Here is a 13,934-nt window from a genome sequence, read left to right as displayed (position 1 = left end):
ATCTGCAGCCGTCAGGAAGGTGCGGGGCGCGTGGATGAGGCAACGCAATGGCGTTCTGCAAACAAAAGCCCCGCTTTCACAGGGCTTTCGTCGGTTCAATCACGCATCAGCCGATCAGGCGAACGGGTCCTGCAGCACCATGGTGTGGTCGCGGTCCGGGCCGGTGGAAACGATCGAGATCGGGCAGCCGGCCAGTTCCTCCAGCGCGCGCAGGTAGGCGCGGGCGGCCGGCGGCAGGTCGTCCCACACGGTGATGCCGTGGGTGTTTTCGCTCCAGCCCGGGAACTCCAGGTACACGGGGGTGCACTCTTCCCAGCCCTGCGCGTCCAGCGGCGCGTACTCGGTGCGCTTGCCGTGATATTCGTAGGCGATGCAGATCTTCAGCTTCTCCATGCCGTCGAGCACGTCGAGCTTGGTGATGCACAGGCCGGAAATGCCGTTGATGGCCACCGCACGCTTGAGCGCCACGATATCCATCCAGCCGCAGCGACGCGGGCGACCGGTGGACGCGCCGTACTCGGCACCGCGGTCGCGGATACCCTGGCCCACTTCGTCGTCCAGTTCGGTCGGGAACGGGCCGCCGCCGACGCGCGTGGCATATGCTTTGGCAATGCCGAGTACGTAGTCGATCGCATCGGCGCCAACGCCGGTACCGGCCAATGCGCCGCCCACGGTGGTGTTGGAACTGGTGACGTACGGATAGGTGCCGTGGTCGATGTCCAGCAACGCACCCTGCGCGCCTTCGAACAACACGCGCTTACCCTGCTTGCGCAGGTCGTGCAGGATCCCGGCCACGTCCGACTTCATCGGCTGCACGTACTCGCCGAAGGCCAGCGCCTCGTCGTAGGTCTTCTGGAAATCGACCGCTTCCACGCCCAGGTACTTGGTCAGCACGAAGTTGTGGTAGTCCAGCGCAGTGCGCAGCAACTCTTCCAGCTGCGGCGGGTAATGCAGGTCGGCGATGCGGATGCCGCGACGCGCCACCTTGTCTTCGTAGGCCGGGCCGATGCCGCGGCCGGTGGTGCCGATGGCCTTGCCGCCGGCCGCCTTCTCGCGCGCCTGATCCAGCGCGATGTGGTAGGGCATGATCAACGGCGCAGCCGGGGAGATCTTCAGGCGCGAACGCACTTCCACGCCGGCGTCTTCCAGCTCGCTGATTTCCTTGATCAACGCGGCCGGGGAGATCACCACGCCATTGCCGATCAGGCACAGCGCGTCGTCGCGCAGGATGCCGGACGGAATCAGATGCAAGACGGTCTTCTTGCCGTTGATGACAAGCGTGTGGCCGGCGTTGTGGCCGCCCTGGAAGCGGACCACCGCACCGATTTCCTCGGTGAGCAGATCGACGATCTTGCCTTTGCCTTCATCGCCCCACTGGGCACCGAGCACGACAACTGACTGACCCATGACGGGTGAACTCCTACGTTTTGCTGCGGCCATCGGGGCCGCGGGATGGGACCGCTGCAGGGCTGGCCGCGACACCCTGCGCGCGACTCCATCGGGGAGCGTTGCAGTGGCGCGATAGCCCTGACACGGAAAAAGCCGAACCGAGTGCTCTGGTTGGAGCGCGCCCGGCCGGCTTTTGTGCATTATCCGGGTTTCGAGTGACGTGCACTACCCCTGGCGACGGCGGATCGGGGGGCGGGTCAGATTGCGGCTGGCTGTCGTTTGCGCGGTGCTCCGAGCGCTGCCGGCCACTAGGGTCCCTAGGCCCCTAGCCTGGAAGATCACCGTAGCGACAATCCCAATGAGGTCGTAGGAGCGCACCTGGGCGCGACAGGCATTACCGGTGAAGCCGTCGCGCCCAGGTGCGCTCCTACGCGGCAACGTAGCGAACCTTGGCAACCTGCAGACCGCCCAAGGCACCATCGCCCGATCCACGACAGGCAGCCCGAATCACCGCCCTGACAAACCTACATCGTAGGAGCGCACCCGGGCGCGACGGGCATTCCCGATAAATCAGTCGCGCCCAGGTGCGCTCCTACGCGGCAACGTAGCGAACCTTGGCAACCTGCAGACCGCCCAAGGCACCATCGCCCGATCCACGACAGGCAGCCCGAATCACCGCCCTGACAAACCTACATCGTAGGAGCGCACCCGGGCGCGACGGGCATTACCGGTGAAGCCGTCGCGCCCAGGTGCGCTCCTACGCGGCAACGTAGCGAACCTTGGCAAACCTGCAGACCGCCCAAAGCACCATCGCCCGATCCACGACAGGCAGCCCGACCCAACACTCCAGACAAACCCACCCGCTAGGAGCGCGGCAAACGGTGGACACGCAGTCGCTCTGCTGGCGGCTCGAAGCTCAGAGCCAGATCGCATCCCAGAACGCATAATCGCCGATGTGGGTGACCAGCCCGGCCCGGAGCGGATTGGCGATGAGGTAACGCGCGGCTGCGTGCAGGTCGTCGTCTTTGCGCAACGCGTGGTCATGGTAGCTACGGCTCCAGACCGGTGCCTGATGCTGCCGCTGATCGTTCACCGAACGCGCTGCGCACGCTTTCATGCGAGACACGGCGTCGGCCAACGAGGTGACGCTCCCCAGCTGCAACAGCCAATGTGCATGATCCGGCATCAACACCCAGGCCAGCAGCCTGGCATCGCAAGGCGTTGCTGCGGTGAATGCCCGGCAGGCGGTTGCTGCCAGCAGAAAATCTGCGAACACGGCGCGACGCTGCCAGGTCGTGGTGGTCAGCAGGTACACGCTGTTGGGCGAAGACCGCCTGCCGCGACGCAGCGCGCGATGCCCTGGAGAGTCAATGTTGGCCATGCCGCGATGCTGATGGCCTTGGACCACGCGTGATATCGGCGGTTACCGCATTCTGCGCTAGGGGATCCATGTCGCGACCGACTGTCAGAGGCCATCAGCGGGGTCGACCGGTAAGGCCCGTCGCGCCCGGGCGCGTTCCTACCGGGCCGAGTCTGGCCAACGCGACGGAAGAGGCGCTCCAGGCAGCTGCGGATTCCGGACATACCCATCAGCATCGCAGTGCACGAAGCGCCAGCGCCCGATCCATCGGCCACATATACCCCGCGTAGGAGCGCGCCCGGGTGCGCTCCTGCGGTGGGGCGCGCGCGTCTGTCTGCCCGGCGGTGAAAGGCAGATACAAAAACGCCCGCATTACGCGGGCGTTCTTGTCTCAAGCCAGAGCGATCAACGATCGCTCTTGAGGTACTGCAGGAACGGGTCGTTCTTGTCCAGCACCACCACGCCGTTGCCGTCGGTCATGGAGCTGCGGTAGGCCTCCAGGCTGCGGTAGAACGCATAGAACGACGGGTCCTTGGAGCCGGCCTGGCCGTAGATGCGCGCCGCTTCGGCATCGCCTTCGCCACGCAGCTTCTGGGCGTCGCGCTCGGCGTCGGCCACGATGACGGTGGACTCGCGGTCGGCTTGCGCGCGGATGGTCAGGGCCTGCTCTTCGCCTTCGGCGCGCAGCTTGCTGGCTTCCTGCTTGCGCTGGGCGCGCATGCGCTCGTACACGTCGGTGATCACCTGGCTGTCGGTCGGCAGGTCGATCTGCTTGATGCGCAGGTCGGTGATCTGCATCCCCAGGCCCTTGATGGCGCCGTTGATGCCCTTGAGCTGGTTGGCGATCAGCTCGCTGCGATCGCCGGAAACCAGCTGTTGCAGCGTGCGCGAGTTGATCTGGTTGCGCAGCGAGTCGGTGATGATCGGGGCCAGGCGCGAGTTGGCCACCGATTCCTCGCCACCGGTCGCACGATAGAACGCCCGCACGTCGGAGATGTAACCGATGGCGAAGAAATCCACGCTCACGTCTTTCTGTTCGGCAGTGAAGTAACGCGCCGGAGCGGTGTCCAGCACCTGGAAGCGGCGGTCGAACACGCGCACCGATTCCACCACCGGAATCTTGAAATGCAGGCCGGGCTTGAGGTCGGCACGCACCACACGGCCCAGGTTGAGCACCATGGCGGTCTGGTCTTCGCGCACGACGAATACCGAGCCCATCAGGGTCAGCAACACGGCGATGATCAGGCCGATGACTAGCGAATTCTTCATTATTCGGTTCCCTCACGGCCGGTCGGGCGCGGGCCGCGCTCCGGGTTGCGGATGGTCTCGCTACTGGCGCTTTGCGGCGGATTCAACAGCACGTCCTGGGGCACCATCGACGGCATGCTGGCAGTGCCGCCGGAAGCGGCCGGCTTGCTGGCATCGGCCGGCAATGGCACGTAGATGACCTGGCGGCCATCGCTACCGATGACCTTGCGGTTCTCCGACAGCACCTTCTGCACGGTTTCCAGCCACAGCCGCTTGCGGGTGACTTCCGGCGCGCCAGCATACTGGGCCTGCAACAGCGTGAAGCGGTCGGCATCACCCTCGGCCTTCGAAATGGTGGCCTGCTTGTAGCCTTCGGCACCGGTACGGGTGCGTGCCCCCTGGCCGCGCGCTTCGGGCACCACCTTGGCGGCGTAGGCCTGCGCTTCGTTGATCAGGCGCTCGCGCACCTGCTGGGCACCATTGACCTCGTCGAAGGCCGGCTTCACTTCTTCCGGCGGGCGCGCATCCGGCAAGGTCACGCCGGTGACCGCCAGGCCGGTGTTATAGGCATCCAGCGCCGCCTGCAGACGATCCTTGGACGCGATCGCCAGCGGGCCGCGATTGTTGAGCACGGTATTGAGGTCCGAACGCCCCACCTGCTCACGCACGGCACTTTGCGCGGCCTGCTCCAGCACCAGATCGGCATTGCGCGAACCGAACAGGTATTTGCGCGGGTCGCTGATCTGGTACTGCACGTTGAGCGACACGTTGACGATGTTTTCGTCGCGCGTCAGCACCGGCACCTGGTTGCTGAAGGTCTTGATCTCGGTGGCATTGACCTTGCGCACCGACTCGATCGGCCAGGGCAGCTTGAAGTTCGGGCCGGGCTGCAGGATGCGCGAGAACTGGCCGAAGCGCAGCACCACGCCACGCTGCTGCTCGCCGATGAGCTGGAAGCTGGAGAACAGCACCATCAGCACCACCGCGACCAGGATCCAGCGCCCCACGCCGCCATCGAACAGCTCCTTCAACGGAGCGGGCAGATTGCCCCAACCGCCACCGTTGCCACCACCGCGCGGGCCCCAGGACCTGCGACGGTTGGGGTCCGGGCCGTCTCCGCCCTTGTTGCCGGGTGTGTTCCAGGCCATGCACGCTCCATGATCGAGGGGCTGTGCGGGCCAGTCCCGCAGTGCCGCCATGTTGTTTGATTCGCCGATTCTACTAGATGGGGCAGACACACCGTTTTGAAAGGCCCGGTGCGATGCATTGTTGGTTTAGCCGGCGGGGCGGATCGGGCTGGGCTGGGACACAGGCAATGGTTGTCCGGCGAGGGCCTTCGCGCTGAGGACCTGAAGACCAGGATGCGACGTGCCGGCGGCAGGCACGGGCTGCCCCTGTCGAGCGCTGCGCACGCGTCTAATGCGCGCGGCCGGGCACATGATTGGTCTTGGCGGCTGAAGACCGTTTACCGGGCGCGTGCCTGCTTGGCAGGATTTCGGGCACGGGAGGCGATGGGAGGCGGAAAGCGTGCGTGCCAAGCGGCGATTGCGTCCTTGGCACCCATCCTTTCAACCACACGTTGTTCCAAGGCGACGACGGCTGCGCCGCGGGCGTCACCCCAACTGCTCTGCCCTGGCCCATCGGCAGAAGGTGGCGCTCGGCATAGGCTGAAGGTCTCGCTGCGATGCGATGGCGCGAAACGACGTCGACGTCCGCATCGCCCGATTGCAGAGTCCTCATCGGACTCCCTCCCGCGGGAGAGGGTTGGACCGTCTACCGCTAATCCCACATCTGCGTTGCCGAAATCCGACGTCGATCACGCCTGGCCGGTGCACTTACGCTTTCGGCGGCTCTTCTTTCTGGTTGAACACACGCTCCATCACTTCCAGCAGCTCGTCTTCGGAGAACGGCTTGGTGATGTAGGCGCGGGCCCCCTGGCGCATGCCCCACATGCGGTCGGTGTCCTGATCCTTGGTGGTGACCAGGATGACCGGAATATGCTGGGTGGTGGGCTCGCGCTTGAGCGTGCGCGTGGCCTGGAATCCGTTGAGGTTGGGCATCACCACGTCCATCAGCACCAGATCCGGCAGCGATTGCTTGGCCGCTTCCACGCCGGCGGCACCATCGGTGGCGGTGATGGTTTCGTGCCCCAGCTTCTCGACGATGCGCTGAATCCCCAGCAGCTGCGACGGCGAGTCGTCGACGATCAAAATACGTGCCATGTGTTTCCCCTAGTGTGCGCGGCGAGTGTAGTGCGCCGGCCGCGCTTTCGGTAGCTGGGCCAGGTGAGTTGCTGGAGGGTTCGTGGTCGGCGAGCGTGGCCAGACATATATGGAGCGACGCGCTGTTTTTGAGTAGCTGGAGCCATTACGTCCAATATCACAGACTGGATTCAATACAGGACTCACCGAGCGGCCGCGTTGATTCGCTCTCCTGCCTACTCCGCTTTTATGGCAGGGAAGGAGCGCGTAGCGCTGGAGGAAGTGGGATCCTGATCGAGTTGATGATCACGTTGCGGGGCAGCCAAACCCTCACCCCAGCCCCTCTTCCAAAGGAGAGGGGCTGGCCCCCTTCCCCAGCGCCGGCTGAGCCAGCGGCCAAGACTCGACGATGCGGATCGACATCAACCGCCTCAGCGCTGAGCGCGCGTGGCCTCACCCAACCCTTGCGCGCGCAAAGCTGATCTGGCCCGCGCTGCTCAGCTCACGGTCTCGCCGAACGCCTTGGCCAGATTGCGGTAGGCCTTCTTCTGCGCATCGTCGGTGGGGGCCGGGGCGAGGATTTCCAGTTCCACGATCTGGTCGCCCGGGGTGGTGCCCGGCAGGCCGCGACCGCGCAGCCGCAGCTTGCGCCCGGCATCCGAGTCGGCCGGCACCTTCAATTCGACCGAGCCGCCCAGGGTGGGCACGCTGATGGTCGTGCCCAGCGCGGCCTGCCAGGGCATGACCTGCAAGGTGTACAGGATGTTGCGCCCGTCCACCTCGAAATGCGGATGCGCCGCGTATTCGATCTCCAGCAACAGGTTGCCGCCGCCGTTGCCCTGCCCGCTCAGGCGGATCACCTGGCCGGGCTGCACGCCCTTGGGCACGCGCACATCCAGCTGCTTGCCGTTGATGGTGATGCGCACACTGTCGCCCGAATACACCGCTTCCAGCGGCACCGCAAGCTTGGCGCGGGTGTCGCCGCGCGCCTGCGGGCCGGCACCTGCACCAGGCCCGGCACCCGGGCCGCGCGGACGGCCACCGCGCTGGCCGGCGAACAGGCTCTCGAAGAAATCGCTGAAGCCGCCACCAGCGCCGCCGTTGCCGAACACCTCTTCGAAATCGAAGCCCTGCCCGCCGCCGTAATTGGGCGGGGCCTGGAACTCGTCGCCCGGGCGGAATCCCTGCGCCTTCAACTGGTCGTAGGCCTTGCGCTTGGCCGGGTCGCGCAGCGCTTCGTAGGCTTCGTTGATCGCCTTGAACTTGTCTTCGGCGCCGGCTTCCTTGCTGACGTCGGGGTGATATTTGCGCGCGAGCCGGCGGTAGGCGGTCTTGATCTCCGCATCGCCTGCACTGGGCTCCACGCCGAGCGTTGCGTAGTAATCCTTGAATTCCATCTAATCACCTCTGGAAAAAAAACGGCCCGCAGCCGAGGCCACGAGCCAGTTCGAACGGCCAGCGCTCCGGCGGACAGCGCGTGTGCGGCGCGGAAGGCGTGCAACCCTGCACCGTACGGGCGTACGTGCCGAATTCGCATACCAGCCGCGTCCGCAAGCGGTCACGCCATGGAGCTGTTGGCCAATCTATTCGCAGCCGGGCGGGCAACCGCGCCTATTCTACGGCGCGACTGTCGCCGGGGAGCGAAGCCGTGGCCTCGCCCCAGGTCCGGCGTCCTGCGGCGGCCAGTTCCGGCTGGCAGAGGTACCGGTCGGAACTGCCGGTCGCCTGGCCAGCCTGCACGCACAGTACAGGCCGGCCAGGCGAACACCACGCGCCTGCATCGCGCGCCGCCGCGACGTTTCTTGCGCTTACTGCACCGTGCTGCCGCTGGTGTTCTGACCGTTGCCAACCTGGATACGGCGCGGCGTGGCGGCCGGGCGCTTGGGAATGCGGATTTCCAGCACGCCGTTACGGCCTGCAGCCGTGATGCCATCGGCGTCGGCGCTGTCGGGCAGCGCGAAGCGGCGATGGAAGCTGCCGTAGCGGCGCTCGATGCGCGAGAAGCGTTCGGTTTCGGTGCTGGATTCGCTCTTGCGCTCCCCCCGGATCGACAGGATGCCCTTGTCCATCTGCACCTCGATCTGGCTCGGATCGATGCCCGGCAAATCGGCGTACAGCACGAAGTGATTCACCTCTTCCTTGATGTCAACGCGCGGCACCCACTGCGCGGTCACCACGGCCGATTCGTCGGTGTCGCCGTTCTGCTCGAAGAAGCGATCGAACACATGCTTGATCTCGTTCTGCAGCGCGTGGGTGGGAAATTGGGGATAACGAACGATGTTCATTGCGAGCCTCCAAAAAGGTTGATGACGGGACCGGCGACTGCAAGGTGCGCAGCTGCGCCGGCCATGTGCGTCAGATAGGCGTGGCCGGACGGATTTCAAGCGCGTTGACGCGCTTTTCCCCTGCCCCTTTCTAGAATCCGTTCAGCCACAGGAGCCTGCCGCATGACCATCCACGTTGGTGACCGCATTCCCGAAGTCGTGCTCAAGCGCCTGCGCGACGGCATCGAGGCCGTCGACACCCATAGCCTGTTCGCAGGCCGCAAGGTGCTGCTGTTCGCGGTGCCGGGGGCCTTTACCCCCACCTGCTCGGCCAAGCACCTGCCGGGCTATGTGGAACACTTCGAGCAATTCCGCAAGCGCGGTATCGAAGTGCTGTGCACCGCGGTCAACGACCCATTCGTGATGCAGGCCTGGGGACGCAGCCAGTTGATTCCCGACGGCCTGCACCTGTTACCCGACGGCAACGCCGAACTGGCGCGCGCCCTGGGCCTTGAAATCGACGCCAGCGGGTCGGGCATGGGCCTGCGCTCGCGCCGCTACGCGCTGTATGCAGACGACGCGGTGGTCAAGGCGTTGTTTGTTGAAGAACCCGGCGAATTCAAAGTCTCTGCAGCCGATTACGTGCTGCAGCACCTGCCGGATTGAATACCCCTTTCTCCCATCCACCCAGAAGGAAGACGGCCAGCCATGTCTGATCAGCCAGCCACCAACACTCCCGCCGGTATCACCGACACTGCCACCTTGCGCGCCCGCGCGCGCCAGAGCATCGAAGACGGCGCCATCACCGAGAGCTACCACGCCGATCGCGAGAAGGTGATCGAGTTGCTCAATACCGCGCTTGCCACCGAATACGTGTGCACGTTGCGCTACTACCGCCACTACTTCATGGCCAAGGGCATGCTTGCCGACGCAGTGAAGGGCGAGTTCCTGGAGCACGCGCAACAGGAACAAGAACACGCGCACAAGCTGGCCGAGCGCATCGTGCAGCTGGGCGGCGAACCGGATCTCAATCCGGACACCCTGACCAAGCGCTCGCATGCCGAATACAAGGAAGGCACCGACCTGCGCGACATGGTCAAGGAAAATCTCATCGCCGAACGCATCGCCATCGATAGCTACCGGGAGATGATCGATTTCATCGGCGACCAGGACACCACCACCAAGCGCATTCTCGAAAGCATCCTGGCCCAGGAAGAAGAGCATGCCGATGAATTCGCCGACATGCTGGAAGGCTGGATCGGCGAGTGAGTTGAGTTTTGCGATGTAGCGATGCGTTGCGATGAAAGATCGCAGCGAGTTGACATCGGAATCGACTCGATGATGAAACAGACAGGGCAGCGCCTTGAGCGCCCTGTCTGTTTTTTTTGCCGCTAGGTTGCGCGTATACGATTGCGCCCCGTAGGAGCAACGACCCTACGAGGTGGCCAGATCCCGACGCGCCGCCGCCCTCGCCCACGCATATGTCGGAGCGCACCCGGGCGCGATGGAGCATCCCCGGTAACGCCTCCTCGCGCCCAGTGCGCTCCTACAGGGGTTGTCGCAAGCAGCAGGTGTCTGCCGCTGAGCACGGGGCGGTAGCACTTCGTTGGCGACCCGATCAACGCAACACCCGAAAGCGCACCTGCGTCCATGCGCCATCGCTGGCCAGTGCGGTGAGCGTGTGCAACCCAACCTCTTCGAAATCGCGCTGAAATCCTTGTCTTCCGTTGGTCTGTGCAATCCAGCGGCCATCCAGCAGCCAATCGATGCGCGCCTCGCTGCCCAACGCACGTAACTGCAACCGCACCGGGCGTGCGGCGTCGTTGGCCCGCGCAAGCGTGGCGCGGTCGCTCAACCCATCGATGCGTAGCATCCCGCCACCGGTCATGCGCCCGTCCGGCGCACAATCTTCAGCCAAGGGCGGAAGTTGCGCGGCGGCGCGTTCGGATGTATTGAGCCAGGGCGAGACCAACGCCGGCCAGCGCGCGACCGCGCGCGGCACACGCTCATGCGGTTGGCTGCATTCCTGCGACAACCGCTGACCGCTGCGCGCATCGACCTCCAAGCGCACTTGCCCGCTTTGCCAAAGACGCGCATCGCGTTCGGCAAAGGTGGGGGGCACAGCACCGTCGAGTGCATACGCATCGGCACGACGTGCGCACAGAGCCGGTGGCGTTTGATCGGCAGCGCCGCCCAGCGGCCAGCAGATGTTGATTGCCTGCACGGTGGCGGGCATCGGCAACGGGGCGCTGTCGCCGGCGCTGCGCGGCAAGGCATCGATGACTTCGAACATCAACGGCAATGCGGTGACCGCACCGTATTGGCCCGGCAACGGCGTGCCATCCGGCCGTCCTACCCAGACGCCGACGGTATAACGCCGCGTCCCGCCAATGGCCCATGCATCGCGGTAGCCATAACTTGTGCCGGTCTTCCACGCCACGCCGGGGCGTGCAGTGGTGTCGAAGGTACCGCTGCCGTATCCGGGGCGCGGATTACTTTGCAAAATTTCGCGCACGATCCAGGCCGCACCCGGCGACATCAAGCGGCGATCGATGCGCGCATCGTCTGGCGTGTAGCGCACACGTCCGGCAATACCGCCGCGATTGAGCGCGGCGAACGCGCCCACCAACTCCTGCAACTGTGCGCCGGTGCCGCCCAGTATCAACGCCAGCGATGGCGTGCTGCCGGAAGGAAAATGCAGCGCGATCCCGGCATTGGACAACCGCGCAGCGAAGCGTGCCGGGCCGATGCGCTCGAGCAGATCCACCGCCGGCACGTTCAACGACAGCCGCAACGCCGTGGCCGCGCTCACCGGACCATTGAACGCCGCATCGAAGTTGCCGGGCCGGTAGTCGCCGAAACTCTGCGGCGCATCCACCAACAGGCTCTCGGAATGGATCAGGCCATCGTCCAGCGCCATGCCATACAGGAACGGCTTGAGCGTGGAGCCGGGCGAGCGCCATGCCTGCACCATGTCGACATGACCCAGGCGCTTGCGGTCGCCGAAACTGGCCGAGCCCACGTAGGCGCGGGCCTCCATCGTGGCGTTGTCCACCACCAACAATGCCGCGGAGGTGCGCTCGGGCAACTGCGAAAAATACGTGGCCACGCGCTCTTCCAGCGTGCGCTGCAATTCCACATCCAGCGTGGTGACGATACGCGCCGCACGCGGCTGCGCACCGTGCAGGCGCTGTGCCAGCAAGGCCGCATGCAACGGTGGCTTGAGCGAGCGTGTGACCACCGGTTCGATGCGCGCATCGTCCACCTGCGCGCGCGACCACACGCCCAGCTCGACCATGCGGTCGAGCACCTTGTCGCGTGCGCGCTGCGCCGCTTCCGGGTGCCGGTCCGGGCGCAGGCGGCTGGGCGATTGCGGCAATACCGCCAGCAACGCGGCCTCGGCGTGCGACAAGGCCTTGGCCGGCTTGCCCAGATACGCCCAGCTGGCCGCCTCCACCCCTTCGATGGTACCGCCGTAGGGCGCGCGCTCGAGATACAGCATGAGAATCTCGTGCTTGCTCAGGTGCGCTTCCAGCTGCAATGCGCGCAACAACTGCTTGGCCTTGCCCCACGGCGTACGCGTATGCGGGTCCAGGATGCGCGCCACCTGCATGGTCAGCGTGGAGCCGCCGGACACGATGTGGCCCTGCCCGATCCACTGCCCACCGGCACGCAGCAGACCCCAGGGATTGACGCCGGGGTGACGCCAGAACCAGCGATCTTCGTAGTTCAGCAGTGCCTGCAAATACAACGGCGACACGCTCTGCAGCGTGGCGGGGTAGCGCCATACGCCATTGCGGTCGGCGAATGCACGTAAGGGCGTGCCGTCGCGCGCAACCACCAAGGCGGAGGTGTCGCGGGACTTGGGCAACGGCAACGGGAAGGCCAGATCGAGCAGCAGCATGACGCTCAGCAAGGCAGCCGCACCCAAGCGCAGCCACCGCAGCCAGCGGCGTCCGTTGCGGGCCTGATGGTTCGGCGTTTGCGGGCGCGACTGCGTCCGATCCATCCCTGTTGGTGCCTGCGGCTGTTCATCCATCGCGCAAAGCATGCAGGGCAAAACGCGTTTCGGCTACCGCTGCGCGATTCCAGGCCAGCGTATCTGCAGCGCGATCAGCCGCACGACCAACTGCACGGCCAGCCGGACAAGCGACTGGCCCAAGGACAGGCGCAGACCCTGGGCGACATGCGGACATCCTTGCGCGGCAACCGTTTGATCCCGCCTGTGGTCGCCGCATGCAGGTGCCTGCGATGATCAGGGCACTCACACCGAAGGTGCGGACGGCACCCTTCGGCAGCAGCACGCATCATCGGCAGGTGGTCGCGATACCCCGCCAATGCACTCGTTTAGACGTGACATCTCGTCCGTCGAGTAGTTTGGTGCGCGGCGCGCCGTGCTAGACCTCGTTGCCACCGCTTGGGACGGCGGCCTGGTCGCTTCCGCTCAGCGCTTTTCCAACGTGGCGCGATAGCGCAGCAAGGCTTCCGGCGCATCGGTCTGGATGATCGACACACCGTCGCGGTGCATCCGGCCCCAGACCTTGTCGGGATCGCGCTCGGCGTCCGCATCGCCGCCATAGCCGGCAATGAAGCCTTCCCACAACGAATTGACCATCAGCCGCACGTTATGCGCCTTGCTTACCGCTGCCAGTGCCGGCAATTGCGCGGCGGTCATCTTGGGCAACTCGAATGCCATCGGCCGTGCATTGCGTGTCTGTGCCGTTGCAATGGCAGCAAGATCGGCCTTGCCATGCGCGTTGATCAGGATCGGGAAGAAGTACACCGTATCGAACGGCGGCATCGCCGCCAGTGGCGCGGTGAACATGCCGGCTTCGGCCTTGACGATCACCTGATGCTGCATGCCGGCGCGTGCGACCGCGTCGATCACCTGCACGTAGATCGCGTCCTTGACATCCAGGTTGAGCAGGATGTGCCCCTTGGCCCTGGCCAGCATCTGATCGAGCGTGACCACGCGCTGGTCGGTCAACGGTGCCTGTGCGCCACCTTCGTCGCTGCGCAGGCGCAGCTTCTGCAGATCGGCCAGGGTCAACTCGGACAGCTTGCCGGTGCCATCGGTGGTGCGGTCCACGGTGGCGTCATGCAGCATCACCAGGCTGCTATCGGCGGCACGCCGCACATCGGTTTCCATCACATCGGCGCCGATGGCGATGCAGCGCTCCAACGCCGCCAGCGAATTTTCCGGCGCGGTCTCGGTGAAGCCATGCTGTGGCGCGGCGGCATGACACCCGCGGTGCGCAACCACCACGAGGCCGCCCTGCGGATTGGTCAGGCGTGCCTGGATCGCGGCCACGCCTGTCGGTGCGGCGCTCGCCGCGGTGGCCACGACCGCGCACAGCACGGCGGCGAGGACGGCAATAGGGCGTGATGTCATCGAACGACTCCAAGCAGATGTTTGCAATACGGTAGCGCGGCAGACGGGCGTTGCCGCGCTTCGCACGCGCTGGTGAAATC

The 13,934-nt window shown here is 65.4% G+C and carries 11 protein-coding genes; 2 read left to right on the top strand and 9 right to left on the bottom strand.

Annotated features, from left to right (window positions below; translation table 11 throughout):
- Window positions 1-114: 114 nt before the first annotated feature.
- The 7 genes from AMD14_RS06385 to AMD14_RS06355 form a co-directional block, all read right to left on the bottom strand.
- Window positions 115-1,407: an adenylosuccinate synthase gene (locus tag AMD14_RS06385; protein WP_005913957.1), complete on the bottom strand. Its 1,293-nt coding sequence runs from the start codon at window positions 1,405-1,407 to the stop codon at window positions 115-117.
- Between the two features lie 898 nt (window positions 1,408-2,305).
- Window positions 2,306-2,770, bottom strand: coding sequence for an REP-associated tyrosine transposase (locus AMD14_RS06380; RefSeq protein WP_005913955.1), 465 nt, complete (start codon window positions 2,768-2,770; stop codon window positions 2,306-2,308).
- Between the two features lie 384 nt (window positions 2,771-3,154).
- Window positions 3,155-4,018, bottom strand: a complete 864-nt coding sequence (gene hflC / locus AMD14_RS06375) for a protease modulator HflC (RefSeq protein WP_003483929.1) — start codon at window positions 4,016-4,018, stop codon at window positions 3,155-3,157.
- Window positions 4,018-5,145 carry an FtsH protease activity modulator HflK gene (gene hflK, locus AMD14_RS06370; protein WP_005920523.1) on the bottom strand — a complete coding sequence of 376 codons (1,128 nt, stop codon included), beginning with the start codon at window positions 5,143-5,145 and terminating at the stop codon, window positions 4,018-4,020. The genes hflC and hflK overlap by 1 nt, the downstream gene beginning before the upstream one ends.
- Window positions 5,146-5,832: 687 nt before the next feature.
- Window positions 5,833-6,219, bottom strand: a complete 387-nt coding sequence (gene pilH, locus AMD14_RS06365) for a twitching motility response regulator PilH (protein WP_003483927.1) — start codon at window positions 6,217-6,219, stop codon at window positions 5,833-5,835.
- Between the two features lie 476 nt (window positions 6,220-6,695).
- Window positions 6,696-7,595 carry a DnaJ C-terminal domain-containing protein gene (locus tag AMD14_RS06360; protein WP_003483926.1) on the bottom strand — a complete coding sequence of 300 codons (900 nt, stop codon included), beginning with the start codon at window positions 7,593-7,595 and terminating at the stop codon, window positions 6,696-6,698.
- Window positions 7,596-8,006: 411 nt separating this feature from the next.
- Window positions 8,007-8,483 carry an Hsp20/alpha crystallin family protein gene (locus AMD14_RS06355; RefSeq protein ID WP_011050732.1) on the bottom strand — a complete coding sequence of 159 codons (477 nt, stop codon included), beginning with the start codon at window positions 8,481-8,483 and terminating at the stop codon, window positions 8,007-8,009.
- A 162-nt stretch (window positions 8,484-8,645) separates the two neighbouring features.
- On the opposite strand from AMD14_RS06355, the gene AMD14_RS06350 reads away from it, so the two are divergent.
- Window positions 8,646-9,128 carry a peroxiredoxin gene (locus AMD14_RS06350; RefSeq protein ID WP_003483924.1) on the top strand — a complete coding sequence of 161 codons (483 nt, stop codon included), beginning with the start codon at window positions 8,646-8,648 and terminating at the stop codon, window positions 9,126-9,128.
- A gap of 42 nt (window positions 9,129-9,170) precedes the next feature.
- Window positions 9,171-9,731 carry a ferritin-like domain-containing protein gene (locus AMD14_RS06345; protein WP_011050731.1) on the top strand — a complete coding sequence of 187 codons (561 nt, stop codon included), beginning with the start codon at window positions 9,171-9,173 and terminating at the stop codon, window positions 9,729-9,731.
- A 349-nt stretch (window positions 9,732-10,080) separates the two neighbouring features.
- Here AMD14_RS06345 and pbpC read toward each other — a convergent pair whose 3' ends face one another.
- Both pbpC and AMD14_RS06335 read right to left on the bottom strand, forming a co-directional pair.
- Window positions 10,081-12,471 carry a penicillin-binding protein 1C gene (pbpC, locus tag AMD14_RS06340; RefSeq protein WP_011050730.1) on the bottom strand — a complete coding sequence of 797 codons (2,391 nt, stop codon included), beginning with the start codon at window positions 12,469-12,471 and terminating at the stop codon, window positions 10,081-10,083.
- A gap of 435 nt (window positions 12,472-12,906) precedes the next feature.
- On the bottom strand, window positions 12,907-13,854 hold the full coding sequence (locus tag AMD14_RS06335) for a glycerophosphodiester phosphodiesterase family protein (protein WP_040107582.1): 948 nt from the start codon (window positions 13,852-13,854) through the stop codon (window positions 12,907-12,909).
- Window positions 13,855-13,934 lie beyond the last annotated feature (80 nt).

This window comes from Xanthomonas citri pv. citri (assembly GCF_000961215.1).
GTDB classification, from domain to species: Bacteria; Pseudomonadota; Gammaproteobacteria; order Xanthomonadales; family Xanthomonadaceae; genus Xanthomonas; species Xanthomonas cissicola.
The sequence above is the reverse complement of the archived record's forward strand: the minus strand, read 5'-3'. Positions and strand labels throughout refer to the sequence as shown.